This is a genomic window from Cupriavidus sp. HE11, from assembly GCF_056097175.1.
Window position 1 is genome coordinate 821,049 of sequence record NZ_CP184465.1, and the last position, 25,881, is coordinate 846,929.

The window sequence follows — 25,881 nt, forward strand, 5'->3', positions numbered from 1 at the left end:
CCCTTTCAGGCCGGGGTGCCAGTGCCGTCTTCCACCAGCAGGTCCACCAGCTTGCGGGCGAAGACCGGCAGCGCATCCAGGTCTGCCACGCAGATCTGGAGCTTGCGCTCGGCCCAGTCGTCCTCGATCTGCACGATATTGAGCGCCATGGTCTGGGCGTGACGGCGCGCGGTGCTCTCGGGCAGCACGCCGATGCCGACGTTGGCCTCGATCATGCGCCCAGCCGTCTCGAAATTGCTGACCTGGATGCGCCAGTGCAACTGGCGCTGCAGGTCCGAGGCGGCGCGCTTCAGGAAATTGTGGATCGCGCTTTCCTCGGGCAGGCCGATGAAATCGTAGTCGAGCGTCTCGACAAACCGTACGCGCTTGCGCTGGGCCAGCGGGTGGCTCAGCGCCGTGGCCAGCACCAGGCGATCCAGCCGGTACGGCATCACTTCAAGCCCTTCCATGTTGACGCCGCTGGCGGCAATGCCGATATCGACCATGCCCTCCTGCACGGCGCGCACGATGTCCGGGCTGAGCCGCTCGCGGATATCGACGGTCACGTCGGGATGATTGACCAGGTACGTACGCAGCACCCCCGGCAGGAATTCGCTCATGGCGGTGGTGTTGGCGAACACGCGCACGTGCCCCTTGATGCCTGACGCGTACTCCTGCAGGTCGCCGCTCAGCTGCTCGATCTGCCGCAGCACGCGGCGCGCGTGGGCCAGCAGCGTCTCGCCGGCCGGCGTCACCTTGACGCCCTGGCTGCTGCGGCTCAGCAGCTTGACCCCCACCTGTTCTTCCAGGTTCTTGATGCGCGTGCTGGCCGCCGGCAGCGACAGGTGGCAACGTTCTGCACCGCGGGTCAGGCTGCTGGCTTCCGCAATATGCGTGAAGAGATTCAGATCGACCAGATCGAAGCGCATGTCGTTGTCTCCAGGGTAGCCAGCGATTATCCCCCGAACGCCAGCATTTTTTCCATTCTCGCAATTACGGAGAAGCCTTCACTGCCGGCGAATGCCGGATTCAAAACATGCAAATAGCCGGGGGGCCGCGCATCGGTCAAGCTGTGCCATCGAACCCTCACGGAGACACCCGATGGCAGAAGAACAGACCCTGCTGGTTGACATCGCGGACGGCATTGCCACGCTGACGCTGAACCGCCCCCAATACAAGAACGCGCTGAACGGCCCAATGCGCGACGCCCTGCGCGAAGCCGTGCAGCAGATCCATGCCGACCGCACCGTACGCGCCGTGGTGCTGCGCGGGGCAGGCACCGACTTCTGCTCCGGCGGCGATATCCGCGCGATGAACGTCACCGCCGCCGACGCCGGCCGCAACCGCATGGACGACCTGCACGGCTGGATTGCCCTGCTGGTCGACCTGGACCGCCCGGTGGTGGCAGCCGTCGATGGCGTGGCGTACGGTGCCGGCTTCAGCCTGGCATTGCTGGCCGATTTCATCGTGGCAACACCGCGCGCACGCTTCTGCATGCCGTTCATGAAGGTCGGGCTGGTACCCGATTGCGGCGCGCTGTACACGCTGCCACGCGTGGTAGGCATGGCGCGCGCCCGTGACCTGGTCTTCAGCGCACGCGAAGTCGGCGCGGAAGAGGCGAAGCAGATCGGGGCGGTGTTCGAGATCGTGGCGCAGAACCAGCTTCACGCCCGCGCCGACCAGGTCGCGCGCGGCCTGGCCGGTGCTTCGCCAACGGCGTTCGCGCTGACCAAGCGCGCGTTGAACCAGTCAAACGGCGCCGATGTGCGCACCATGCTGGAACTGGAATCGCTTGGACAGGGCATCGCCTTCACCACCGACTACCACCATGAGGCCGTACGCCGCTTCAAGGAAAAGGAGCCGCCGCTGTTCCAGTGGCCGAGTTCGGCAGGCTGAGGATTGCCACCCTCTCCCGCCCGATGGTTTGCTCCCCTCTCCCGTCTGCGGGAGAGCGGCCGGGGGAGAGGGCAAGCGGCTCCGAATGCGACAGATCGGCAAGCAGAACCTCGATGCCCTCTCCCCCACCCCTCTCCCACTTCATGGGAGAGGGGAGCGCATAGCCAGCCCCTTCGCTATCGCGCGAGGATTCACGGCTCTCCCGCCCGATGGTGTGCGTCCTACTCCCACTTCATGGGAGAGGGACGCGCATAGCCAGCCCCTTCGCTATCGCGCGGGGATTCACGCCTCTCCCGCCCGACGGTGTGCGCCCTACTCCCACTTCATGGGAGAGGGGTGCGCATAGCCAGCCCCTTCGCTATCGCGCGAGGATCACGCCTCTCCCGCCCGATGGTGTGCGCCCTTCTCCCACTTCATGAGAGAGGGGCGCGCATATCCGCGCCCTTCGTCATCTCAGCCCGCCGTGATCCCCGCCGTCTGGATCACCTTGCGCCACTTCTCGATTTCGCTGTGCAACCGCTGGCGCATCTGCTCCTGCGTGCCGGCATCGGCCTCGGCGCCGGCCTGCAGCAGCCGTTGCTTGACGCCCGCGTCCTTCATGGCGACGTTGAAGTCGGCATTGATCTTGTCGAGGATCGGCTTCGGCGTCTGGGCCGGTGCGAACAGCGCCGCCCAGGAATAGGCCTCGTAGCCGGGCAGCCCCGATTCGGCGACGGTCGGCACGTCGGGCAGCATGCCCGAGCGCTGGCGGCTGGCTACGCCCAGCACCTTGATACGTCCTGACTTGATATGTTGCAGCGCCGTTGGCGCATCGCTGAACATCAGTTGCACCTGCCCACCCAGCAGATCGTTCATGGCCGGGCCGCTGCCCTTGTACGGCACGTGCTGCAGCTTGGTGCCCGCTTCCATGTTGAACAGTTCGCCCGCCAGGTGCGTACCGCCGCCGTTGCCGGACGAACCATAGGCCAGCGTGTGGCCGCTCCTGGCGTAGGCAATCAGCTCCTTGATATTGCTGGCCGGCACCGACGGATGCGCGACGACGAAGACCGGGAACATCGCCGCGAAGCTGACCGGCGCGAAGTCTTTCTCGATGTCGTAGGGCAGCTTGCCCATCAGCGACGGGTTGACCGCGTGATGGATCGACCCCAGGAACAGCGTATAGCCGTCGGGCGCCTCCTTGGCGGCAATGGTGGCGCCGATGGTGCCGCCCGCGCCGGCGCGGTTGTCGATGACGATCGGGTACTTCCAGATCTCGCCCAGCTTCTGGCTGAAGATGCGCGCCGTGCTGTCCACCGGACCGCCAGGCGGAAATGGCACGATCAGGCGCACAGGCTTGGCCGGCCACGTTTCCGCGGCGAACGACGCAAACGGATGCGCCACGGCGCCGAACAGGCCGGCTGCCAACAGGCGCCGGCGCATGGCGGACGATGGGTTCATGCTGGGTCTCCTTGGGTCGACATCGAACCGGCCTGCTCCTGCAGCACGCGCTTGAGGATCTTGCCGTTGTTATTGGTGGGCAGCTCGGCCAGCGCCACGATGCGGGCCGGTCGCTTGTACGGGGCCAGGCGGCTGTGCAGGTGGCTGCGCAGCGCCTCCGGTTCCAGCGCAGCGCCGGGGCGCAGTTCCACGAAGGCGACGATTTCCTCGTTGCCGTCGCCTTCGGCAACGCCGACCACGGCCGAACGCTGGATGCTCGGATGGGTATTGAGCGCGGTCTCCACCTCGGCCGGATAGACGTTGAAGCCCGAGCGGATGATCATTTCCTTGAGACGGCCCACCACGAACAGCGCGCCATCGGCGTGCATCTCGCCAAGATCGCCGCTGGCGTACCAGCCACCCTCGCGCATCACCGCCGCCGTGGCCGCCGCATCGCGGAAGTAGCCCGGCATCAGCCCCCTGCCCCGCAGCCACAGTTCGCCGCGCTGGCCCAGCGGCAGCGGCTGGCCGGTTACGGCATCGGTCACCTGCACCTCGGCCTCTGCCACGGCGTAGCCGGCGCTGGTGTCGGGCCGCTGCTCGCCCAGGCGCGTCACATGGACCGATCCGGCGTATTCGGACAGCCCGTAGCCGTGATGCAGCGTCAGGCCGAACGTGGATTCCACGCGCGTTTTCAGCGACAGGTCGAGCGGACCGGCGCCGGTGTAGAGATAGCGCAGCGCCGGGGCCACCGGCGCCGCAATGCCTTGTTCCTGCAGATAGGCCAGCAGCCGCGAGAACAGCGTGGGCGGCCCCTGCAGTTGCGACACGCCGTGATGGGCCAGCGCGTCGAGCAGATCGGCGGGATCGAACTGGGGCCGCATTACCAGCTGGGCGCCTGCCAGCAGCGAACTGAGCAGCACCGTGCCCAGGCCGAAGATATGGGTCATCGGCACAAAGGCATAGCTGCGGTCGGCCGGCCCCAACGCGCGGGCCTCGCGCGTCACTCGCGCGAAGTGGATCAGCGCGTCGTGCGTCAGCATCACGCCCTTGGGCTCGCCCGTGGTGCCCGATGTGAAGATCAGGGCGGCCACCTGGTCGCGCAGCGGCGCCGGCTCCGGCATGGCATCGGTGCGCACGGCCGAGCGATGCATGCCGGACAACGCCGATGGCGCGGCCCCGAAACGGTCGGCATGCCCGGCTGCGGCACGTGAGGCCGCGGCGGTAAAGTACACCAGCCGGGCATCGGCCCGGGCGGCAAAGGCATCGATCTCCCCGGCGGCCATGCGCGCATTCACGCCGCACGACCACGCCCCCACGCGGCTGCAGGCCAGGATCAGCGCGGCGTGCTCGGGGCAGTTCTCGGCCACCACCATCACGCGGTCGCCGGGCCGCACGTCAAGCTCGCGCAGCTCTGCCTCGGCGGTGTCCGTCAGCGCACCCAGGTCGACAAAGCTCAGGCTGCGGCCGTCCGGCAGGTGGAGAAACGGTTGATCGGGGGCCTCGGCCAACCAATGGTCAAGCAGCTCATGAATCCGGGTGGTCACGCTAGCCGTCCTTTTGCGTCAATGCGATGAAGAGGTCCGCGCAGCATGGCGCCAAAGCCTGGCAGGCGCCATTCGTAAATCACAAGGGCCGGCTTCGCTGGCCTGAAACCGCGCTGCGTCAATGCGGGCGCCGGTGCATTCCGGTATCCGGAAGGCTGGATTCGGCAATCTCGAACCAGCGTGGCGTACACGCCCATAGAATCGTTTTCACTGACCGGAGACAGTTCATGGACCTGCGTTTCACAAGAGAAGAAGAAGCCTTCCGCGAGGAAGTCGGCGCCTTTGTGCGGGCCAGCCTGCCCGCCGATATCCGCGACAAGGTGCTGGGCCATCGCCGGGTGGAGAAGGACGACTACGTGCGCTGGCACCGCATCCTGCACGCCCAGGGCTGGGGCGCGCCGACCTGGCCCACCGAGTGGGGCGGCACCGGCTGGAATGCGCTGCAGCGCCTGATATTCGAGATCGAGACCTTCCGCGCCGGCGCGCCGCGCATGCTGCCGTTCGGGCTGACGATGATCGGCCCCGTGCTGATGAAGTACGCCAGCGCCGAGCACAAGGCCCGCTTCCTGCCGCGCATTCCGACCGTGGAAGACTTCTGGTGCCAGGGGTATTCCGAGCCGGGCGCCGGCTCCGACCTGGCGTCGCTGCGGACCCGCGCCGTGCGCAAGGGCGACAAGTACATCGTCAACGGCCAGAAGACCTGGACAACGATGGCGCACTTTGCCGACTGGATCTTCTGCCTTGTCCGCACGGACACCGAGGCCAAGCCGCAGGAAGGCATCTCGATGCTGCTGATCGACATGAAGTCGCCCGGCGTGACGGTGCGGCCGATCAAGACGCTGGACGGCGGCCACGACGTGAACGAGACCTGGTTCGAGGACGTCGAGGTACCCGTGGAAAACCTGCTGGGCGAGGAAAACAAGGGCTGGACCTACGCCAAGTACCTGCTTGGGCACGAGCGCACCGGCATCGCCGGCATTGGCCACTGCTATCGCGAATTGCGCCAGCTCCGGCACTACGCAGCCGAAACCACCGACGGCCGCGGCCGCCCGCTGATCGAGGACGTGCGCATGCGCGACAGGATCGCCCGCGTGGAGATGGACCTGCTGGCGCTGGAAATGCTGCTGCTGCGCGTGGCTACCCAGGCAGCCGGCACGCCGGGCCCCGAGGCATCGATCGTCAAGATTCGCGGCTCCGAGCTGCAGCAGGACATCGCCATGCTGCAGATGGAAGTGGCGGGCCCGAACGGCTGGCCGTACTCGCCGGACTGGATGGAGCCGGGCGCACCGCAGCCCGTGAGCGGCCCCGACTGGGCCGCCCCGGCGGCATCGACCTACTACGACATGCGCAAGACCACGATCTACGGCGGTTCGACCGAGGTCCAGAAAAACATCATCTCGAAGATGATCATCGGTTTCTAAGCAGGGGACGACAGGCATGGATTTCACCTACAGCGAAGAACAGCAGATGCTGGCCGACAGCCTGCGCCGCTTTGTCGCATCCGAGTATTCGTTCGAACATCGCCGCCGCAATGCGCGCGAGCATGGCGGCTTCGACCGCGCCACGTGGTCGCAGCTGGCCGACATGGGCGTGCTGGGCCTGACGGTGCCGGCCGACCACGGCGGCTTTGGCGAAGGCCCCGCGAGCCAGGTGGTGGTGCAGCGCGAACTCGGGCGCGGGCTGGTGCAGGAGCCCGTGATTCCGGCAGCCATCGCTTCGGCGATCCTGGCGCACCATGCGCCGGCGGCGCAACAGGCCGAATGGCTGCCCGCCATCGCCGATGGCAGCCATGTCGTGGCGCTGGCGTACCTGGAGCCCGCCACGCGCTATCGGCTGGACGCAGCCCAGACCGTGGCGCAACAGCGCGAGCCGAACGGCTATGTGCTGCGCGGCACGAAATCGGTGGTGTGGCATGGCGGTGCCGCCGACACCTACCTGGTCTCGGCGAAGCTCGATGGCAAGCTGGCGCTGTTCCTGGTCAGCCGCGACGCCCCCGGACTGACCGTGACCGCCTACCCCACCATCGACCGGCTGTCCGGCGCCGACCTGCAGCTTGCGGACGTACCGGCCACGCTCGTGACCATCAACGGGCTGGAGGCGCTGGAGCTTGGCATCGACCACGGTATTGCCGCGCAATGTGCGGCGGCGGCCGGCGCGATGGAGCGGCTCATAGAGATCACCGCCGAATACCTGGGCGCGCGCAAGCAGTTCGGCAAGCCGCTGGCATCGTTCCAGGCGCTGCAGCACCGCATGGCGGACATGCTGCTGCAGAAGGAACTGGCCCTGTCGATGGCCTATGTGGCCGCGCAGGGGCTGGATGCCACCGATGCGGACGAGCGCCGCCGCAAGGTATCGGCCGCCAAGGTCGTCACCGCGCGGGCGGCCCGCTTTGTCGGCCAGCAGGCCGTGCAACTGCATGGCGGCATGGGCATGACCGACGAACTCGAAGTTGGCGACTATTTCAAGGCGCTTGCGATGACCGATGTGCTGCTCGGCGATACCGACCTGCACATGGAGCGCTACAGCGCCAGCATGGCCGCCATCGCGGCCTGACACGAACACCAGACGGAAGACACACCGATGACAATCAATGGCAAGGCATACATCGTCGGGGCCTACGAGCACCCGACCCGCAAGGCACCGGACAAGACCGTGCCGCAACTGCACGCCGAGAGCGCGCGGGGCGCGCTGGAAGACGCAGGCCTGACGCTGGCCGACGTGGACGGCTACTTCTGCGCCGGCGACGCGCCCGGCCTGGGCATGGTCAATATGGTCGACTACCTGGGCCTGAACGCGCGCCACGTGGATTCCAGCGAAATGGGCGGTTCGTCCTATATCGCCCATGTCTCGCACGCGGCGCAGGCGATTGCCGCCGGCAAGTGCAACGTGGCCCTGATCACGCTGGCCGGACGCCCGCGCTCCGAAGGCTCCAGCGGCACGCAGGCCCGCAACTGGGGGGCCAACCTGCCCGACCAGCCGTTCGAGGCGCCGTTCAGCCCGGTCACCGTCAACCTGTACGCGATGGTGGCGCAGCGCCACATGTACGAATTCGGCACCACCCCCGAGCAGCTTGCCTGGATCAAGGTGGCCGCCTCGCATCACGCGCAGCACAACCCGAACGCGATGTTGCGCGAACTGGTGACCGTCGAAGACGTGCTGAATTCGCCGATGATCTCCGACCCGCTGCACCGGCTGGACTGCTGCGTGGTGTCCGACGGCGGCGGCGCGCTGGTGGTGGCACGGCCCGAGATCGCGGCGAAGCTGAACCGGCCGAAGATCAAGGTGCTGGGCGCTGGCGAGCACGTCAAGGGCCTGCTGGGCGGACAGGTGGACCTGTCGTGGTCGGCCGCGCGCGTCTCGGGCGCGGCGGCCTTTGCCGAAGCTGGCGTCACGCCGTCCGATATCCAGTACGCGTCGATCTATGACAGCTTCACCATCACCGTGCTGATGCAGCTGGAAGACCTGGGCTTCTGCAAGAAGGGCGAAGGCGGCCGGTTCGTGATGGACGGCAACCTGATTTCGGGGGTGGGCAAGCTGCCGATCAATACCGATGGCGGCGGCCTGTGCAACAACCATCCGGCCAATCGCGGCGGCATCACCAAGGTGATCGAGGCCGTGCGCCAGTTGCGCGGCGAGGCCAACCCGGCCGTGCAGGTCAAGAATTGCCAGCTCGCGCTGGCCCAGGGGACCGGCGGCTACATGGGATCGCGCCATGGCTCGGCCACCCTGATCCTGGAACGCGAATAAGAGCGAGGCTACCGATGACCACTCCCTACGTTCCCACCGTTTTCAAGGCTCCGGACGAACTGCCCGACAACGCGCCGTTCTGGCAGGCCGCCCGCGAAGGCCGGCTGCTGGTGCGCCACTGCAAGTCATGCGGCAAACCCCACTGGTATCCGCGTGCGCTGTGCCCGTTCTGCATGGGCGACACCGACTGGAAGGACGCCAGCGGCCTGGGCGAGATCTATTCGTTCAGCATCACGCGCCGTGCCGGCCCCCATCCGTTCTGCATCGCCTACGTGAAGCTCGACGAGGGTGTGACGATGCTCACCCATATCGTCGATACCGACCTGGACAGCGTGCGGATCGGCCAGCGTGTGAAGGTGCGCTTTGCCGAGACCGAAGGCGGCGCGCCGGTGCCGGTCTTCGCGCCCGCCGAGCCGGCCTGAGCGGAGCACCCGATGGCAATCCGCTACCCGCACCTGCGCAACCGCGCCTTTCCCCCGGTGCGCCAGCGCTACACCATGCGCGACACCATGCTGTACGCACTGAGCCTGGGCCTGGGCAACGACCCGATGAACGCGTCGGCACTGCCCTTTGTCTACGAAGGCACGCCGGGCGGGCTGCGCGCGCTGCCCTCGCAGGCCGTGGTGCTGGGCTATCCCGGCTTCTGGGCGCGCGAGCCCGACACCGGCATCGACTGGGTCAGGCTGCTGCACGGCGAGCAGCGGCTGCGGCTGCATCGCCCGCTGCCCGCCGATGCCGAAGTGGTGGGCCATAACCGCATCACCCACCTGACCGACAAGGGTGCGGGCAAGGGCGCCATCATGGTCACCGAGCGGCGGCTGGAAACCATGCAGGGCGAACTGCTTGCCACCATCCAGCAGGTGTCGTTCCTGCGCGGCGACGGCGGCTACAGCGAACTGGACGGCGGCCAGCCCAGCGACGAACCGCTGCCGGCGCTGCGCCCGGTGCCCGAAGACCGCCCGCCCGATTTCGTCGATACCCAGCCCACGCGGCCCGAAGCGGCGCTGCTGTACCGGCTCATGGGCGACTTCAATCCGCTGCATGCCGACCCGGCCGTGGCAAGCGCCGCCGGTTTCGAGCGGCCAATCCTTCATGGTCTTGCCAGCTACGGGCTGGTGGCCCACGCGCTGCTGCGGCAATGCGCGGGCCATGACCCCGCACGACTGCGCGCGTTCGATATCCGCTTTGCCGCGCCAGTCTTCCCCGGAGAAACGCTGGTGACCGAAATCTGGCGCGACCCCCGGCATGCCGGCCAGTTCCAGTTGCGCGCCCGGGTGCTGGAGCGCGACAAGATCGTGCTCAGCCACGGCTGGGCCGAGATTGCCTGAGCGCGACGGCCCCTTGATCCTGCCCGATACCTTCGCTTCGATATGACCGCTTCCAACGAACCAACTCCCGGCCTGCCGCCGCCGTCGCGGCAGACCGGCGCGCTCAGCCATCTGCGCGTACTCGATCTCTCGCGCGTGCTGGCGGGCCCGTGGTGTACGCAGAACCTGGCCGACATGGGCGCCGACGTCATCAAGATCGAGAAGCCCGGCGCGGGCGACGACACCCGGCACTGGGGCCCGCCGTATCTGGACGGCGATGACGGCCCCACGCGCCAGGCCAGCTACTTCGCGGCCTGCAACCGCAACAAGCGCTCGGTGACGGTGGACATTGCCACGCCCGAGGGCCAGCGGCTGGTGCGCGAACTGGCGCAGCAGAGCGACGTGGTGATCGAGAACTACAAGACCGGCGGCCTCAAGCGCTACGGGCTCGACTACGAGACGCTCAGCGCGCTGAACCCGCGCCTGGTCTACTGCTCGATTACCGGCTTCGGCCAGACCGGACCCTACGCGGCCCGGCCCGGGTACGACCTGCTGGTGCAGGCCATGAGCGGACTGATGAGCATCACGGGCCAGCCCGATGGCGAACCCGGCGGGGGACCGCTGCGCGTGGGCGTGGCGGTGATCGACGTGTTCACGGGAATGTATGCCACCACCGCCATCCTTGGCGCGATCGAGGCGCGGCATCACACCGGGCGCGGCCAGCGCATCGACATTGCCCTGCTCGACGTAGCCATGGCGGTATTGGCGAACCAGGGTGCCGGCTACCTGAATGCCGGCGTGGTGCCGACGCGCCAGGGCAATGTGCATCCGAGCGTGGTGCCCTACCAGGACTTCCCGACGCGGGACGGCAACATGCTGCTGGCGATCGGCAACGACGGGCAGTTCGCGCGTTTCTGCGAGGTGGCCGACGTGGACTGGGCACGCGACGAGCGCTACGCCACCAACAGCGCCCGCGTCACGCATCGCGACACGCTGATTCCGATGATGTGCGAGGTGACCCGCGCCAGGCCGACGCAGGACTGGATTGGCCTGCTCGAAGCTGCCTCGGTGCCGTGCGGCCCGATCAACGACATCGGACAGGCGTTTGCCGACGAGCACGTCCAGCATCGCGGGCTGCGCGTGGAGCAGTACCGCTATGCAACGGCCGACCGTCCCGAAGCGGACACCGTGAACCGGATCTGCTCCACGGCCAGCCCGCTGCGAATGTCCGACACGCCGCCCACGCTGCGCCACGCGCCCCCCGCGCTGGGCCAGCACACGGACGAAGTGCTGCGCGACTGCCTGGGTCTCGGGCCGCAGGCGGTGGCGGACCTGCGGGCCAAGGGCGTGCTGTAGCCGGTTGCCGACATGCGGCTCAGTATCGGGTCGGCGTCGCACCTGCGTCTGGCGCGTCTCGCACCGGCATTCGGGATGACCGTCACGGCCACGCGCGGCACGGCCGTGATGCGGCGCGATGGCTTCGCACGCACGCTGTTGCCCGGCGTGCCGTGCATGGTCATGCCGTTCCAGTCGTTCGACCTGCTCGTGGCCGGCAGCGTGGCGCAGCCGGCGGGCTGCCGGATCGAGATCGCGCTGGCGTCGGCTGCGCCGGTTCCTGCAGGCCCGGCCGATGCGGGTCCGGATCAGGCAAGCCTGCATCGGGATCTGTCGCGACGCATTTTCCTGCAACCCGACCTGCCGTGGAGCGCCGCCTTTGCGGCCGGTTTGCTGGGGGAATCGCCCGACCGTTTGCGGCGGATGCTGTTTGCCGAAGGTGCGGCATTCGGCGACCTGTGCCGGACGCAGCGCCTGATGCGGTTGCTGTTCGAGGCACCCCACAGGCGCGCCAGCCCGACGTCGCTGAATCGCAGCCTGGGCTGGCCGCCCGGTCACGATCTTGAATCATCATTCCATGACAGATTCGGCATCACGCTAGATCTGCTTCGGCACGCCACGGCCGCCAGCGACGCGCCACGCCATGCAGGGTGGACAGACCGCGTAACGCCCCCGGCCGCCCACTATTGGCCCAGCCTATCCCCCGCATAACAAACCGGTCTTGGACGCTATAGCCGGAAAGGCGGATCATCGCGAGCAACGGTTTCCCCACCCACCGGAGTCTTCGATGAAGTCCGCCCTGCTCGCCCTGTGTGGCGCAGCCTCCCTCCTTGCCTCGCTGTCCGCCGTCGCTGGTCCCGACTTTGCCGTGATCGAGCGCGCGCGTGCCAACGCCCATCAGCGTCAGCAGGTCAAGCCCGCCGCATGCCATTGCGAGACCGCAAGCGGCCCCGGCACCAGCACCGCCCCGTCGGCCAGCGCGCCGAAGGCCGCCCTGGCGCCGATCCATACCAGCTAAGCCAGCCGCGCAGACAGATTGCCGGCTCAGGCGCCGGTCAGCGCCGCCGCGCGGCCCGCTTCGGCCACGAAATCGATGAACCGACGCACGCGCACCGGAATATGGGTGCGGTGCGGGTAGTACATATAGAGGCCGACGTTGTTGCTGTCGAACTGCCGCAGGATCGGTATCAGGCGGCCGGCGGCCACGTCGTCGCGCACCAGGAACATCGACAGTTGGCCGATGCCCATGCCGGCCCGCACGGCGGCGATCTCTGTCTGCACGTCGTTGAACGTGGCCACGGCCGGCACGTCCTGGAACACCAGGTCGCCATCGATGCTCAGTTCCCAGGGCACCATGCGCCCCGTTACGGGTCGCCGGAAGCCGGTGCAGGCGTGCTGCAGCAGTTCGTCCAGCGTGCGGGGCTCGCCATGCCGTTCCAGGTACGCGGGCGCAGCGCAGATCGTCATCGGCAGGTCGCACAGCCGGCGCGCCACCAGGTTCTGGCCCGGGCTCGTGCCCGACCGGAAACCGACATCGATGCGTGACTCGACCAGATCCGTAAAGAAATCGCTCAGTTGCAGGTCGAACGTGATGCCCGGGTACATGGCGCGAAACTGCTGCATCAGCGGCACCAGCACATGCGTGCCGACCGATGGCGGCGCGGTCAGCCGGATCAGCCCGTCGTCCTCGCTTTTGGCACTGCGCACTTGCGCCAGCGCCTCGTCAAGCTGACGCAACCCGGGATCGGCCAGTTCGAACAGGCGGGCGCCTTCGTCCGTCAGGCTCAGCTTGCGGGTGGTGCGATGCAGCAGCCGCACACCCAAGTCTTCTTCCAGCGTGCGCACGGCCTTGCTGACGGCCTGTGGCGTCACGCCAGCCTCCACTGCGGCACGGGCAAAACTCCTGGCCCGCACCACGCCCAGAAACAGTGTCAAGACACGCGCCCTGTCCATGATCCTTGCGATGTATTCACAACCGGCGGTTGGCAATGGCGCAAGAATACCCGAGCCGGGTGCCGTCGCGGGCATCTGAATCTCCTAAGTCGCATTACGAAAACATTCACTTCGGCGATGGCGGGCAATCGGGGAACATCGGTGCCATCCGGTTCAATCCCCAGGAATCCAGCCACCCATGACCGCCTGCGGCAGCCAGCGCGGCCCCTCCGTCCGATCGTCCCTGTGCCACAGGCTGGCCTGCCTGACGGCGGCGGCGTTGCTCGCCCTGCCGGGCATTGTCCATGCGTGGACGGCGGGCGGTGGCGGGGGTGCGGCGGCGGCCACGGCCTCGCCCGATACGCATTCGGGCCCGTATCGCGGCATCGTCGGCCCGGTCGGGACGCCGGAACCCGCACCGGCCGAACCGCCGCTCTGGGACCGCGCGCTGCCCTTCTTTGCCCAGCGCGTGATCGACAAGGGTTACAACCTGCCCAACCCGTACGACATCGGCTATTCGTACTTCGACGGCTACCAGCGCTACCAGCTCAGCGACCTGCAGATATCCGCCGGCAACAATCCGCTGCGCGCGGCCGATTTCGTCCAGTTCCAGCAATCGCGCATCCATAACACGTCGAACCAGGTGCAGGTCGGGGCCTGGCTGTTTCCGTTCATGAACGTGTACGGCATCGTCGGCAATGTGCAGGGCAGCGGATCGATCGACATCAATTTCTCGTCGCTGACCGACCTGGAACGCTTCTTCGGCATCAATATCGGCTGTGGCGGGCGCCGGCCACGGGCAGCGTGCAGCCAGGCGATCAAGCTACCGACCCAGCACGCCAACTACAGCGGGCACACCTATGGCGGCGGCTTTACGCTGGTGGGCACTTACAAGCACCTGTTCTTTTCGCTGCCGGTGACATACACGGTGTCGGACATCACCATGTCGGAGACGCCGATCAAGTCGATCAATATCGGGCCGCGCGTGGGCTGGAATATCCGGCTCGGCCATGGGCTGGGGCTGCTGACGCCATACGTGGGGGCCACGTACTTCCGCACGCGCGCCACCATCACCGGCCATTTCGACGTGCCGCTGCCCGACACCGACGGGCAGACCGCGCGACTGAACTACCAGATCGGCGAGCATGTGACGGGGTACTGGAGCGGGTCTTTCGGCGCCAGCTGGACGATCAATCGCAGCTTCGGCCTGCTGATGGAAATCGGCTACGGCTATAACCGCAACAACATCATCGCCACCGGATTCTTCCGGTTCTGACAACCATGCGCGCCGCCCCGCCTCCGGTCCGAATCAAGGCCCGACTTCCAGCCCGACTTGGCGCGCTGATGCTGGCCACCTGCGCAGCCAGCGCCGTGGCACAGACCGGCGCCGAGGCCAGCCCGGAGCCCAAACCCGAACCGGAGCACGTAAGCTGGATCGACAAGGTGCTCAACAAGCTCGGTGCCTCGAAGGAAGTGGACCTGAGCCACGGCATCGACTGGGGCGTGCTGCCCGGGCCGTTCTACAACCCGGAGATGGGGCTTGGCGTCGGGGCCGCCGCGGTGGGCCTGTACAAGCCGAAGAATGCCGAAAAGGACACGCAGCTATCCACGCTGAACCTGCATGGCTTCCTGACCACCTCGGGCGCGGTGGGCATTGGCGTGGACAACAACACGTTCTTCGCCGACGACAGCTATCGGTTCGTCTTCAGCGGCGCCCTGATCAACATGCCCACTTCGTACTGGGGCATCGGCTACGACAAGGCGATCAACGACGCCAACAAGGAAGGCTACACACGGCGCGGCGTGGTCGTGCAGCCCCGGGTCATGATGCGGGTGCGCCCCAATATCTACGTGGGCGGCGGCTACGACTTCGAGTACGACGACGCGGCCCAGCTCGACCGCGGCGCCAGCAGCGCGCTGGCTACCGACCCGCACGGCACGCGGGTGCTCAGCAGCGGCCTGACCGCGCATTTCTCGTACGACACGCGCGACTTCCTGCCCAACCCGTACAAGGGCCAGGCGCTGCTGATCAACGGCACGGTCTACCGGCGGGCCATCGGCAGCGACAACGACTTCGAATCGCTGGAGATCATCTACGACAAGTACTTCCTCATGCGCGAGCGCGACGTGCTGGCATTCGACATCTACGGCAAGTTCAACTGGGGCGATGTGCCGTGGAGCATGATGTCCAAGCTCGGCGACAACCGGCGCATGCGCGGCTATTTCATGGGACAGTACCGCGACAAGGCCATGATGACCGCACAGGTGGAATACCGCTGGCATATCGTGGGACGCCAGGGCATGGTGTTCTGGGCCGGCACGGGCGCCATCGCCGGCAACCCGGGCGCGCTCACGTCGGCGCACTGGCTGCCCAACGCCGGGGTGGGCTACCGGTTCGAATTCAAGCCCCGCGTCAACGTGCGCTTCGACGTGGGTGTCGGCCGCAATACCAAGGGTGTCTATTTCCAGATCAACGAGGCGTTCTGAACGCGCATCCGCTACCGGCAGGCGTGATGGTAGTGGTTGCCGCAGGCGGCAGCTCAGATCGATTGCTCGCCCGAACCCATCGGCAGATCGTCCTGGGCGGCAATCGCCACAAGTTGCTCGAGCTTCTCAAGCGCCCGGGACAGTGCAATCGCGCTTCGCTCATGCGGCTTGCCCGCGCGAAATACCGACTGGATGGTCCCGACCAGCAAGTGATGTCTCGCAAGCACAAAACCCTGACTCAGCCCATTCGATGTGAGCTGCGTATAGGCGCGGAAGCCGTAATAACCCACGCGCCTGAACAGGTCGTCGTGTTCGGTATCGGTCACGGCAGGTGTGAGCCGATTGCGTTCAGTGAGTATCGGCGGGTCGTTGGTCTCCCGTCATGTCGTCACTCCCGGTGACTATCGATGCGCGACTGCACTCATGGGTCGCCACGTTGATCTTCCCCACGTTTTTCCCCCGAATCACCAACGTAGGAACAGTGTAGGCACCGCAAGCGGACGCCGCGAAGGCCTGCGCCGGGTTGCAAACAGAACTACTCGATTGAGTTACCGGCGTGACGTGGCGTGAGGGCCCGCGCCGCGTGAGCAGATGCAGCACACACCACTCCCGCGCGGGAGTGGCGCGATAGCCCGCAGGAGGACGCCGGTCAGAACTTAGACGGCTCGCCACCAACGCTGGAACAAAAAAAGCGCCGCGGACCGGACGGCCCGCGGCGCCTTCATGACTGACGGCTGCCAGTCTTACTTGCCCAGCTTCACGCTCGTGGCGTCGGCGGTCAGGTAACCGACCGAGGCGCCCAGGCCGTTCTTGTAGTTGGCGAACACCAGCGGCTCCACCTGCGTCTTGACCTGCGTCTTGATGCCGTCACCAGCATGCTGGAAGTTGCTCATGATGTAGGTCCAGCCGTTGATCTCGTCAACGGCGTGCAGGCCCGTCGATTCGGCACCGGCCGGCACCGACATCAGGCGCGACAGCTTCTTCGTGTCGATGTTGTACGCCCACAGGAAGTTGTTGGTGTGGCGGCTGCTGTCCTCGCCGATGAACAGCGTGCGCAGCTTTTCCGAGAACTTCAGGTTGTCCGGGTTGCCGATGGTTTCCGGATCCGACGTGTTGCCCAGCGCGTCAGCGGTGATGTCCTTGCCGACGATCAGCGCCTGGGTATGCACCGGCATCCATTCGCTGTTGATGGCCGCGCCAGCGGTGTCCTTCTGGCCGCCGGCCAGCTTGTGCTGCAGCACGCCGCCCGAGTTGATCGCGGCAGGCACGCTGATACCGCTTTCGGCGTACCAGCCCTTGGCCGTGTTGTTGGTCACCATCGAGTCCACGATGTTCTGCAGCGCGGAGTAGGCGATCTTGTCCTTGATGTTGACCGTCGTGCCTTCCATCTTGGTGAAGCCCATGCTGCCGCCCATCAGGGCCGCGTAGCGGTGGGTTTCCAGGAACGCGGCAACCAGTTCCTTGCCGGCCTTGACGCGGACCCACTGCGCCGCACCGCTGAGCATGATCTTCGTGTACGTCGTATCGGCCGGATCGGTGGCCGAGTAGTCCATGATGTCGGCGAACGTGTGCGACTTGGCCCAGGCTTCCACCTGCGCGCTCGTGGCGTGGCCCAGCTTGATCCACGTCAGGTCGGCGCCGGCCGCGGCCGGGTCCACCGAGAAGCCTGCGCCCACCTTGGCCACGTAGAGCGTACCGGCCGACAGGTCCTTTTCCTTGTCCGCCACGAACACGAACAGGCCGCTGTTGGTGGCGTCGTCGCCCATCAGCACGGTGCGGTTGTCAGGCATCACCTGCACCAGTTCGTGCGAGATACGGCCCACGCAGTAGTGCTTCTTGATCGAGCCCGTGCCGTCGGCGTTGACCGTCACTTCCGGCAGGTGGCCGTACAGGTACGGGTTGAACGCGATCGTCGAGGTGCCGTACAGGTTCAGCGCGTAGTCGATGCACTGCTGGTTCGTTGCAGCGGTGCGTGCGTCCGGCTCGTACTCTTCGCTCGACAGGTGGGTGTTCCACGGCGACAGGCTGGCGCCACAGGTGATCCACAGGCCATTGGCGCTCGACGTATCCACGTTGTGGTACTTCACCAGCGACAGCTTGCCCGTGGCCGGGTCCTGGTCCAGCGTCAGCACGGCGATCGGCGACGGCAGGCGGCCGTACATGTCCTTGAGCTTGGCCTGGTCCCACGTCGTGTATTCGAACTGCACCACGGCGAAAACCGTGTTGCCCTTCACGCCGGCAACCTTGGCGCCTTCGATCTTCAGCAGCGACGTGCCATCCGGCGAATCGGAGAAGAACTGCTTGTTGGTTGCCGTCGACGACGGGTCGAGGATCGGGTTGTTGTTGATATTGAAGTAGCCGCCGGCCAGGATCTGGCCACCGTTGCCGTCCGGCACCATGTCGCCGGTCATGAAGAACGGCTGGTAGGCCAGCTTGTACGTCTGGCTGGTGCCGTCGCTCAGCTTCACCGTCAGGCTGGAGCCGACCGTGGTCGTAGCCATGGCTGCCGGGTTGCTCAGCGAAGGCGCCGGCATGGCCGTGAACTCGGCCGACACGAAGCTCGGCGTGACGGTACCCGGCGTCGTCGTGCCGCCCGGCGTCACGGCCGCCGGTGCATCGTCGCCGCCGCCGCAGCCAGCCAGCAACGAGGTGGAAGCCAGGCCAAGCGGCAGCATCGGCGCGCCGGCCAGGAGTTTCAGTGCCTTGCGGCGCGAAGCGTCAGGTTTTTCGAACATCTGTTTGTTTCCCGTCTGGTTGTTATCGAACGCGCCCATGCCATTGACAGGCCTTTCGTCCTTGTGAGGCCGGCGGCACAAGTCCGCACCGGGACGCATCCTATTGAGCGTTTATGACAACAAGTTGAACCCGACGTGAATGAGTCATACATCCAACACACGGTTGCCTGTCCGGTCGCGCACCGGTAAAAATCGCGGGCAAAAAAAACGCCGCAGCCAGGATCTGGCCGCAGCGCGTCAATTCGCCGGTCCGCACGACACCCACTATGTCGCCCGTTGCACCCCATTTCTGGTTCGACCGGCTTGTCCTTTCATGGCAGAGGAAAACCGCCACGGGTCCGCATCGTAGTGGCCGATGATGTCGGCTTCATGACAACGTGTCTTTACATACAACCAGGCAAATCCATGGCTGATGTTTGTCATGGCAGTCAGGCGGCGGGGGCGAAACCAGCGGTTCAATGGTCACCCGAGTGTGGTGAAAATCAAACGGATGCGTGAAGCCACTCCGAAATTTTTCTCATGAGCACCAGAAATTCAGGTATCCGGGGAATATGTCATCTTTAGCCTATTGAAGTGATCAATCCGGACGGCTAAGGTTCTGCGCATAATATTTTCCACGGCAATATATGCAATTTTCTGCATATATTGTTCGCCCCAGCCGGAAAAACAATGAGCCATTCCATGACGGGACGCACCAGTCGTCTCCAGCCGCCCTCGTTCCTGGCCCCTCCGGGTCATGCCGCCGCGCGTCCGCGCGGCCGGTTCCGTTTATCTGTTTTGTAGCAACCCGTAGCAACCGTCGCCATTCCCGGGCCAAAACGTCTCTGAAAGCCCGGTACGGCGACAACCTCTGGAGGTAATCCGCGCCAAGGGTGTGACGGGGTCAACCGACGGGCCAGCCAGACCCGGCGGACGCGCCAGACTGCACGGACGGATTACCGAGGATCCACGACTGGAGAACATCCAATGAGCAGTGTTATGAATGAAGGTGGCATGTCGTCCCACGGGCCGGCGCCGTTCTTCTCGAAAGAAGCGACCTACGCCAAACCGGGATTTTCCCGCTGGATGGTGCCGCCGGCCGCGCTTGCGGTGCATCTCTGTATCGGCCAGGCCTATGCATTCTCGGTATTCAATGCCCCCCTTTCCAAGGTGATCGGCATTACCGAATCCGTCGCCGACGACTGGAAGCTGACCACGCTGGGCTGGATTTTCTCGCTGGCGATTTTCTTCCTGGGCATTTCGGCGGCATTTGCCGGCAAATGGCTGGAACGCGTCGGCCCGCGCCGCACGATGTTCACGGCGGCCTGCTGCTTCGGTGGCGGTTTTCTGATTTCCGCGCTGGGCGTCTACACGCACCAGATCGTCCTGCTCTACCTGGGCTACGGCGTGCTGGGCGGCATCGGGCTTGGCCTGGGCTATGTGTCGCCGGTGTCGACGCTGATCCGCTGGTTCCCGGACCGCCGCGGCATGGCAACCGGCATGGCCATCATGGGCTTCGGCGGTGGCGCGATGATCGCCGCGCCGCTGTCGGTGGCGCTGATGAACTACTTCAAGAGCGCCACTTCGGTGGGCGTGACCCAGACCTTCCTGGTCATGGGCGTGGGCTACTTCATCTCGATGACCATCGGCTCGCTGGCAATCCGCGTCCCGCCGCCCGGCTGGAAGCCGGAAGGCTGGACCCCGCCCGTGGTCGAGAACAAGATGATCACGCGTAACCACGTGCATATCGACGAAGCGCTGAAGACGCCCCAGTTCTACCTGCTGTGGCTGGTGCTGTTCCTGAACGTGACGGCCGGTATCGGCGTGCTCGGCCAGGCGTCGCTGCTGATCCAGGAAAGCTTCAAGGGCAGCGTGAGCGCCGCGGCCGCGGCCGGCTTCGTTGGCCTGCTGTCGCTGTTCAACATGGGTGGCCGCTTCTTCTGGGCCTCGTCGTCGGACTGGATCGGCCGCAAGAACACCTACTTCGTGTTCTTCGCGCTGGGCGCCGTGCTGTACTGGCTGGTGCCGCAACTGGGCGCCAGCGGCAACATCGCGCTGTTCGTGCTGGGCTACTGCGTGATCATGTCGATGTACGGCGGCGGCTTCGCCACCATCCCGGCCTACCTGGCCGACATGTTCGGTACCGCCTTCGTGGGTGGCATCCACGGCCGCCTGCTGACCGCCTGGGCAGCCGCAGGCATCGCCGGCCCGGTGCTGGTGAACTACATCCGCGAATACCAGGTGGCACACGGCGTGACCGGCGCCGACGCCTATGCCATGACGCTGCACATCATGGCCGGCCTGCTGGTGGTGGGCTTCGTCTGCAACCTGCTGGTGTCGCGCGTCAATGCCAAGCACCACATGAGCGATGCCGACGTGACCAGGCTTGGCGCCAGCGCCGGCGCGGCCCACTGATCAGGAGTCATGCAAATGGAAAACCAGAACCTCAACGCACAATCGACCAACAAGGGCCTGCTGGCCGTCTTCTGGCTCTATGTGCTCGTACCGCTGGTGTGGGGGGTGTCGAACACCATCACCCAGGCGATGAAGCTGTTCCACTAAGCGCCCGCCCGCTCCGGGCACGCACAGAAGGCCGCAAGCGATTGCGGCCTTTTTTCGTTTTTTCGGCAATGCACGGCCGGAACGCTGCATTCCTCAAACCAGACTTGCACATTGCCGACGGCCTCATACACTTGACGGGCCACCCACCCTTGGAGTTCACATGAAGATCGACCTGTCGGGCAAGACCGCCCTGGTAACCGGATCCACCGCCGGCATTGGCTTTGCCACCGCGCGCGGCCTGGCCGGATCCGGCGCACGCGTGATTCTCAACGGCCGCAGCCAGGGCAGCGTCGACAAGGCCATCGCCGCGCTGAAGGCTGACGTTGCCGGCGCCGATGTCGTGGGCTTTGCCGGCGACCTGGTCGATGCCGCCATCAGCGACACGCTGGTCAAGGCCCATCCCGACGTCGATATCCTGGTGAACAATCTCGGCATCTTCCAACCGCAGGACTTCTTCGACATCCCGGACAGCGAATGGTCGCGCTTCTTCGAGGTCAATGTGCTGACCGGCGTGCGGCTGTCGCGCGCCTATGCGCCGGGCATGGTCCAGCGCAAATGGGGGCGCATCGTGTTCGTGGCGTCGGAGTCCGGCATCAACATCCCCGTGGAGATGATTCACTACGGGTTCTCCAAGACCGCGCAGCTGGCGGTGTCGCGCGGCCTGGCCAAGCGCCTGGCCGGCACTGGCGTGACGGTCAACTCGGTGCTGCCAGGCCCCACGCTGTCAGAAGGCGTGGAAGCCATGCTCAAGGATGAAATCGCGAAGACCGGCAAGCCGGCCGAAGAGGTGGCCGCCGATTTCGTCAAGGCGCATCGCAGCACGTCGCTGATCCAGCGTGCAGCCAGCGTCGACGAGGTGGCGAACATGATCGTCTACGCGTGCTCGAAGCAGGCGTCTGCCACCACCGGCGCGGCCCTGCGCGTCGACGGCGGCGTGGTCGACTCGATTATCTGACGCCAGCTGCTCCCGCGTCGCCCGGCGGCCGCCCTGCCTAGCCGCGCCGGTGGCGCATCAGCGCCGCCATGGCCGCCGAGGCACCCACCACCAGCGCCGTCGTCAGTATCGGATGACGGGTCGAAGCCGTGTACGGACACGATTTCAGCGCCCGGCGGTCTCCGGTTCTCTCCACCAGGCTGTTGCCGGCCGCATGCAGCGCGTTGTCGTCGCGCGGCCCGGCCGGCATGTCGGTCTGTTGCGCACGGCCCATGAAACGCCGCATGAAGCGATCGAACGTGTGCGGCGCATAGTACGCCGCCGCCGAGTACGCCTTGGCAGCCGCCCCCACGAACATGTCGCGGCGTGGATGCTCGGCGGCAAACAGGATGGCCTCGGCGGCCATTGACGGGTCGTAGAGCGGCGACGCCTGCTTCGGCTCCACATGCAGGAAGTTCTTCGCGTGGGTGACGATGGGCGTATCCATCCCCGCCGCCTTGATCAGCGTGACCGACACCGGCGCCTTTTCCTGTTCCAGTTCCAGCCGCAAGGTATCGGTAAACCCCTTGATGGCATGCTGCGACGCCACGTATGCGCTCTGCAGCGGCAGCGCGCAATCGCACGACTCGCTACCCATGTTGATGATTGCCCCGCCGTTCTGCCGCAGGTGCGCAACGGCCGCCAGCGATCCATGCACCACGCCCCAGTAGTTCGTTTCGAACAGCCGGCGGTGGTCTTCCAGCGGCACGTCGTCGTGACGGCCGAATATCGTCACGCCGGCATTGTTGATCCAGGTATCGAACCCGCCAAAGCGTTCGATGCTGGATTGCGCGATCTGTGCCACGTCCTCATGCTTGCCGACGTCGGCGGCAACCGTGATCACTTCGGTACCCTGCTCGCGCAGTTCCTCGGCCAGCTTCTGCAAGGCATCCTCGCCGCGCGCCACCAGTACCAGCTTGGCGCCCAGTGCAGCGGCCTTGCGCGCCGTGACAAGCCCCACGCCGCTCGTGGCGCCCGTCAGCACGATGACCTGCGAGCCAATCTTCTTCAGCGTCTTCATGTTGCCTCTCTTGCCTGGATAGAAGGGGTTGGGTCGAATCCTTCGCTGCCGTCGCACATCCCGTGCCCGCGCCTGGCAACCCGCCGCGCCGGATGTGCAGCGCAGCAAAGCCGGTCAGGAATTACAAATGCGGGAAAAATCGCCCGTCGATGTAGGACGGCCCCTGCTTTCGCAGGCGACGTGCGCTGCATAAGCTGGAACGACCACTCCCCACTCCCCCCACACCCCGCCCATGGCCAAGCCCGCAGCCTCCGACGCCCCGCTCGGCAAATACCAGCGCAAGCGCGACTTCGCGGCCACGCCCGAACCCAGCGGCAAGCGCGCCCCGCGCGCCAGGAAGGCGGCCAGCGGCAACGGCGCCCATGCCTTCGTCATCCAGAAACACGCGGCGCGGCGCCTGCACTACGACTTCCGGCTGGAACTGGACGGCACGCTAAAGAGCTGGGCCGTGCCGAAGGGGCCCAGCTACGATCCGGCGGACAAGCGCATGGCCGTCCACGTGGAAGACCATCCGCTCGACTACGCCGGGTTCGAGGGCGTGATTCCGGCGGGTCACTACGGGGCGGGCACGGTAATCGTCTGGGATCGGGGGCAGTGGATCCCCGACACTGACCCCGAGGCCGGTTATCGGGACGGCAAGCTGAAGTTCGAGCTGCGCGGTGAAAAGCTGCGGGGCCACTGGACGCTGGTGCGCATGGGCGGCAAGAAGGCCCGCGACGACAACGCCTGGCTGCTGATCAAGGAGCGCGACGAATATGCACGGCCCGCGTCGGAGTTCGATGTGGTGGACGCGATGCCGGACAGCGTGCTGGCCGGCACCGGGAAGGCGTCGAAGAAGCGGGCTGCCAACGGGAAATCGGAATCGGCGATAAAGAAGACCGCGCGCAAGACATCGAGAAAGCCGACCGGCAAGATGCCCCCGCTGCCCGCCGGCGCCAGAAAGGCTGCCCTGCCCCTGACGCTGGCACCGCAACTGGCCACGCTGGTCGACAAGCCACCGGCTGACCCCACCCAATGGCAATACGAGATCAAGTTCGATGGCTACCGCATCTTGGCGCGTATCGACGGCGCGGATGTGCGGCTGTTTACCCGCAATGGCAATGACTGGACGTCGAAGCTGCGCGCGCTGGCCGCCGAGATCGCCGCACTGGGCTGGCCCGATGGATGGCTCGATGGCGAAATCGTGGTGGTGGACAAGCACGGCATCACCGACTTCCAGGCGCTGCAGAATGCCTTTGAAACGGCGCATGCCGAATCGATCCAGCTCTACGCGTTCGACCTGCCCTGGTTTGCCGGGCACGACCTGCGCGCGGTGCCGCTGGCCGAACGTCGCAACCTGCTGCACGGCCTGCTGGCCGGACATCCATCGAGCCGATTGCGCTTCAGCGACAACTTCGAAGGCGACCCGGCCGATATGCTCGACGCCGCCTGTCGCATGAAGCTCGAAGGCATCATCGGCAAGCGGGTGGACGCCGCCTATGTCAGTTCGCGCTCGCCGTCATGGATCAAACTCAAGTGCCAGAGCCGGCAGGAATTCGTGATTGGCGGCTATACCGACCCCAAGGGCAGCCGCAGCGGGCTGGGGTCACTGCTGCTGGGCCTGCATGATGCCGAGGGCAGGCTGCGTTACGTCGGCAACGTGGGCACCGGCTTCGACACGGCGATGCTCGATGCACTGCGCAAGCGGCTGGAACCGCTGGGCATCGATGACACGCCCTTCGACCCCCTGCCACACGGCATCAAGGGCCACTGGGTCAAGCCCAGGCTGGTGGCCGAGGTGACGTTCGGCGCCTGGACTCGCGAAGGCCGCATCCGCCATTCCGTGTTCCACGCACTGCGCACGGACAAGCCGGCTGCCGCCGTGACGCTGGAGGTGCCCGTCAAACCCGATACCGATACCCAGGCCCGCGCGCCTGCGGGAAAGGCAGCCGTGACAGCCAGCACGAAGACACCAACGAAGGCGGCGAAGGCGACGAAAGCCACGAAGCCGGCCAAAGCCGCCATCGGCAATGTCGTGGTGAGCCATGCCGACCGCGTGATCGACAGGTCCACCGGCCTGACCAAGGGCGACCTGGTGGGCTACTACGCGCGCGCCGCCGGGCTGATGCTGCCGTTCCTGCGCGGGCGACCACTGGCGCTGGTCCGTGCGCCGTCGGGCATCGATGGCGAGCAGTTCTTCCAGCGCCATGGCGATACGTTGCACGTGAAAGGCGTCAAGGCCCTGGACCCTGGGCTCTGGCCGGACCATCCGCCCCTGCTGGAAATCACGACGGCCTCCGCGATCGTCGAGGCAGCCCAGTTGAACGTCGTGGAATTCCACACCTGGAACGCCAGGGCGCGCAGCATCGACAAGCCGGATCAGATCGTCTTCGATATCGACCCCGGCGAGGGCGTGAAATGGCGCGAGATCCAGGAGGCCGCCAGCCTGATCAAGACATTGCTCGACGCGCTGTCGCTGCAGTGTTTCCTGAAGACCAGCGGCGGCAAGGGGCTGCATGTGGTGGTGCCGCTGTCTGCCCGCGCCGGGTGGGACGCCGTGCGCGATTTTGCGCAGGACGTGGTAACGCACATGGCCCGGACCATTCCCGCGCGCTTTGTAGCAAAGAGCGGTCCGCGCAACCGGGTTGGCAAGATTTTCATCGATTACCTGCGCAACGGTGTCGGCGCTACCACGGCCGCCGCGTTTTCGGCACGGGCCCGGCCCGGCCTAGGGGTATCGATTCCGGTCAGCTGGGACGAACTGGATGACCTGACCGGCGCGGCGCAGTGGACGATTGCGAACGTTGGCGAGCGCCTCGACGAAATGGCACGCCACGACCCCTGGGCCGGCCACGACAAGTTGCGCCAGACCCTGACACAGGCCCGCAAGCTGCTCGACAACGCCTGATCGCGGCGCGCGCATCCCTCACGCCACAAGGGGCTGGTCGTCCTGTCGGCGTCCGTCTGTCAGCCATCGCGCCATGCG

At 66.1% G+C, this 25,881-nt stretch carries 22 protein-coding genes; 15 read left to right on the forward strand and 7 right to left on the reverse strand.

The window, feature by feature from the left end:
- Positions 1-5 precede the first annotated feature (5 nt).
- Positions 6-908, reverse strand: a complete 903-nt coding sequence (locus tag ACOABP_RS21080; RefSeq protein ID WP_474230041.1) for a LysR family transcriptional regulator — start codon at positions 906-908, stop codon at positions 6-8.
- 172 nt (positions 909-1,080) lie between these two features.
- Between ACOABP_RS21080 and ACOABP_RS21085 the strand changes: the two genes are divergently transcribed.
- Positions 1,081-1,875, forward strand: coding sequence for an enoyl-CoA hydratase/isomerase family protein (locus tag ACOABP_RS21085; protein WP_474230042.1), 795 nt, complete (start codon positions 1,081-1,083; stop codon positions 1,873-1,875).
- A gap of 453 nt (positions 1,876-2,328) precedes the next feature.
- Here the strand turns inward: ACOABP_RS21085 and ACOABP_RS21090 are convergent, their stop codons facing one another.
- A complete protein-coding gene (locus ACOABP_RS21090) occupies positions 2,329-3,312 on the reverse strand; it encodes a tripartite tricarboxylate transporter substrate binding protein (protein WP_474230043.1) in 984 nt (327 codons plus the stop codon).
- Complete coding sequence (locus ACOABP_RS21095) at positions 3,309-4,838, reverse strand: class I adenylate-forming enzyme family protein (protein WP_474230045.1); 1,530 nt, start codon at positions 4,836-4,838, stop codon at positions 3,309-3,311. Before ACOABP_RS21095 ends, ACOABP_RS21090 begins: the two co-directional genes overlap by 4 nt.
- Positions 4,839-5,065: 227 nt before the next feature.
- On the opposite strand from ACOABP_RS21095, the gene ACOABP_RS21100 reads away from it, so the two are divergent.
- The 8 genes from ACOABP_RS21100 to ACOABP_RS21135 all read left to right on the forward strand — a co-directional run bounded on the left by ACOABP_RS21100 (position 5,066) and on the right by ACOABP_RS21135 (position 12,245).
- Positions 5,066-6,259: an acyl-CoA dehydrogenase family protein gene (locus tag ACOABP_RS21100; RefSeq protein WP_474230047.1), complete on the forward strand. Its 1,194-nt coding sequence runs from the start codon at positions 5,066-5,068 to the stop codon at positions 6,257-6,259.
- Between the two features lie 16 nt (positions 6,260-6,275).
- On the forward strand, positions 6,276-7,391 hold the full coding sequence (locus ACOABP_RS21105) for an acyl-CoA dehydrogenase family protein (RefSeq protein ID WP_474230048.1): 1,116 nt from the start codon (positions 6,276-6,278) through the stop codon (positions 7,389-7,391).
- Positions 7,392-7,418: 27 nt separating this feature from the next.
- Positions 7,419-8,585 carry a thiolase domain-containing protein gene (locus tag ACOABP_RS21110; protein ID WP_066736965.1) on the forward strand — a complete coding sequence of 389 codons (1,167 nt, stop codon included), beginning with the start codon at positions 7,419-7,421 and terminating at the stop codon, positions 8,583-8,585.
- Positions 8,586-8,599: 14 nt separating this feature from the next.
- Positions 8,600-9,007 (forward strand): Zn-ribbon domain-containing OB-fold protein, encoded by a 408-nt coding sequence (locus tag ACOABP_RS21115; RefSeq protein WP_066736963.1) that lies wholly within the window; start codon positions 8,600-8,602, stop codon positions 9,005-9,007.
- 12 nt (positions 9,008-9,019) lie between these two features.
- A complete protein-coding gene (locus ACOABP_RS21120) occupies positions 9,020-9,913 on the forward strand; it encodes a MaoC family dehydratase (RefSeq protein WP_474230049.1) in 894 nt (297 codons plus the stop codon).
- Between the two features lie 42 nt (positions 9,914-9,955).
- Positions 9,956-11,248 carry a CaiB/BaiF CoA transferase family protein gene (locus tag ACOABP_RS21125; RefSeq protein ID WP_474230050.1) on the forward strand — a complete coding sequence of 431 codons (1,293 nt, stop codon included), beginning with the start codon at positions 9,956-9,958 and terminating at the stop codon, positions 11,246-11,248.
- Positions 11,249-11,260: 12 nt separating this feature from the next.
- Positions 11,261-11,938 (forward strand): AraC family transcriptional regulator, encoded by a 678-nt coding sequence (locus ACOABP_RS21130; protein WP_474230051.1) that lies wholly within the window; start codon positions 11,261-11,263, stop codon positions 11,936-11,938.
- Positions 11,939-12,014: 76 nt separating this feature from the next.
- Entirely contained in the window at positions 12,015-12,245 is a 231-nt protein-coding gene (locus ACOABP_RS21135) for a hypothetical protein (protein ID WP_474230052.1), read from the forward strand.
- A gap of 26 nt (positions 12,246-12,271) precedes the next feature.
- On the opposite strand, the gene ACOABP_RS21140 is transcribed toward ACOABP_RS21135, so the two are convergent.
- The gene (locus ACOABP_RS21140) at positions 12,272-13,180 is read right to left on the reverse strand and encodes a LysR family transcriptional regulator (RefSeq protein WP_474230478.1); all 909 of its coding nucleotides are present in this window, start codon (positions 13,178-13,180) and stop codon (positions 12,272-12,274) included.
- Between the two features lie 178 nt (positions 13,181-13,358).
- On the opposite strand from ACOABP_RS21140, the gene ACOABP_RS21145 reads away from it, so the two are divergent.
- Together ACOABP_RS21145 and ACOABP_RS21150 are read left to right on the forward strand one after the other, a co-directional pair.
- Positions 13,359-14,435, forward strand: coding sequence for a hypothetical protein (locus ACOABP_RS21145; RefSeq protein WP_474230053.1), 1,077 nt, complete (start codon positions 13,359-13,361; stop codon positions 14,433-14,435).
- Between the two features lie 68 nt (positions 14,436-14,503).
- Positions 14,504-15,646 (forward strand): BamA/TamA family outer membrane protein, encoded by a 1,143-nt coding sequence (locus ACOABP_RS21150; protein ID WP_474230055.1) that lies wholly within the window; start codon positions 14,504-14,506, stop codon positions 15,644-15,646.
- 53 nt (positions 15,647-15,699) lie between these two features.
- Here the strand turns inward: ACOABP_RS21150 and ACOABP_RS21155 are convergent, their stop codons facing one another.
- Both ACOABP_RS21155 and ACOABP_RS21160 read right to left on the reverse strand, forming a co-directional pair.
- On the reverse strand, positions 15,700-15,972 hold the full coding sequence (locus ACOABP_RS21155; protein ID WP_474230056.1) for a hypothetical protein: 273 nt from the start codon (positions 15,970-15,972) through the stop codon (positions 15,700-15,702).
- A 417-nt stretch (positions 15,973-16,389) separates the two neighbouring features.
- Positions 16,390-18,381, reverse strand: coding sequence for a PhoX family protein (locus ACOABP_RS21160; RefSeq protein ID WP_474230057.1), 1,992 nt, complete (start codon positions 18,379-18,381; stop codon positions 16,390-16,392).
- A 966-nt stretch (positions 18,382-19,347) separates the two neighbouring features.
- Here ACOABP_RS21160 and ACOABP_RS21165 point away from each other — a divergent pair.
- The 3 genes from ACOABP_RS21165 to ACOABP_RS21175 all read left to right on the forward strand — a co-directional run bounded on the left by ACOABP_RS21165 (position 19,348) and on the right by ACOABP_RS21175 (position 21,877).
- Positions 19,348-20,775 carry an L-lactate MFS transporter gene (locus ACOABP_RS21165; RefSeq protein WP_474230059.1) on the forward strand — a complete coding sequence of 476 codons (1,428 nt, stop codon included), beginning with the start codon at positions 19,348-19,350 and terminating at the stop codon, positions 20,773-20,775.
- Between the two features lie 15 nt (positions 20,776-20,790).
- Positions 20,791-20,922: an MFS transporter small subunit gene (locus tag ACOABP_RS21170; protein WP_066736950.1), complete on the forward strand. Its 132-nt coding sequence runs from the start codon at positions 20,791-20,793 to the stop codon at positions 20,920-20,922.
- A gap of 160 nt (positions 20,923-21,082) precedes the next feature.
- Positions 21,083-21,877 carry an SDR family NAD(P)-dependent oxidoreductase gene (locus tag ACOABP_RS21175; RefSeq protein ID WP_474230061.1) on the forward strand — a complete coding sequence of 265 codons (795 nt, stop codon included), beginning with the start codon at positions 21,083-21,085 and terminating at the stop codon, positions 21,875-21,877.
- 37 nt (positions 21,878-21,914) lie between these two features.
- Here the strand turns inward: ACOABP_RS21175 and ACOABP_RS21180 are convergent, their stop codons facing one another.
- Entirely contained in the window at positions 21,915-22,916 is a 1,002-nt protein-coding gene (locus tag ACOABP_RS21180; protein ID WP_474230062.1) for an SDR family oxidoreductase, read from the reverse strand.
- A gap of 232 nt (positions 22,917-23,148) precedes the next feature.
- Here ACOABP_RS21180 and ligD point away from each other — a divergent pair, with 232 nt between their 5' ends.
- The gene (ligD, locus tag ACOABP_RS21185; protein WP_474230063.1) at positions 23,149-25,803 is read left to right on the forward strand and encodes a DNA ligase D; all 2,655 of its coding nucleotides are present in this window, start codon (positions 23,149-23,151) and stop codon (positions 25,801-25,803) included.
- Positions 25,804-25,881 lie beyond the last annotated feature (78 nt).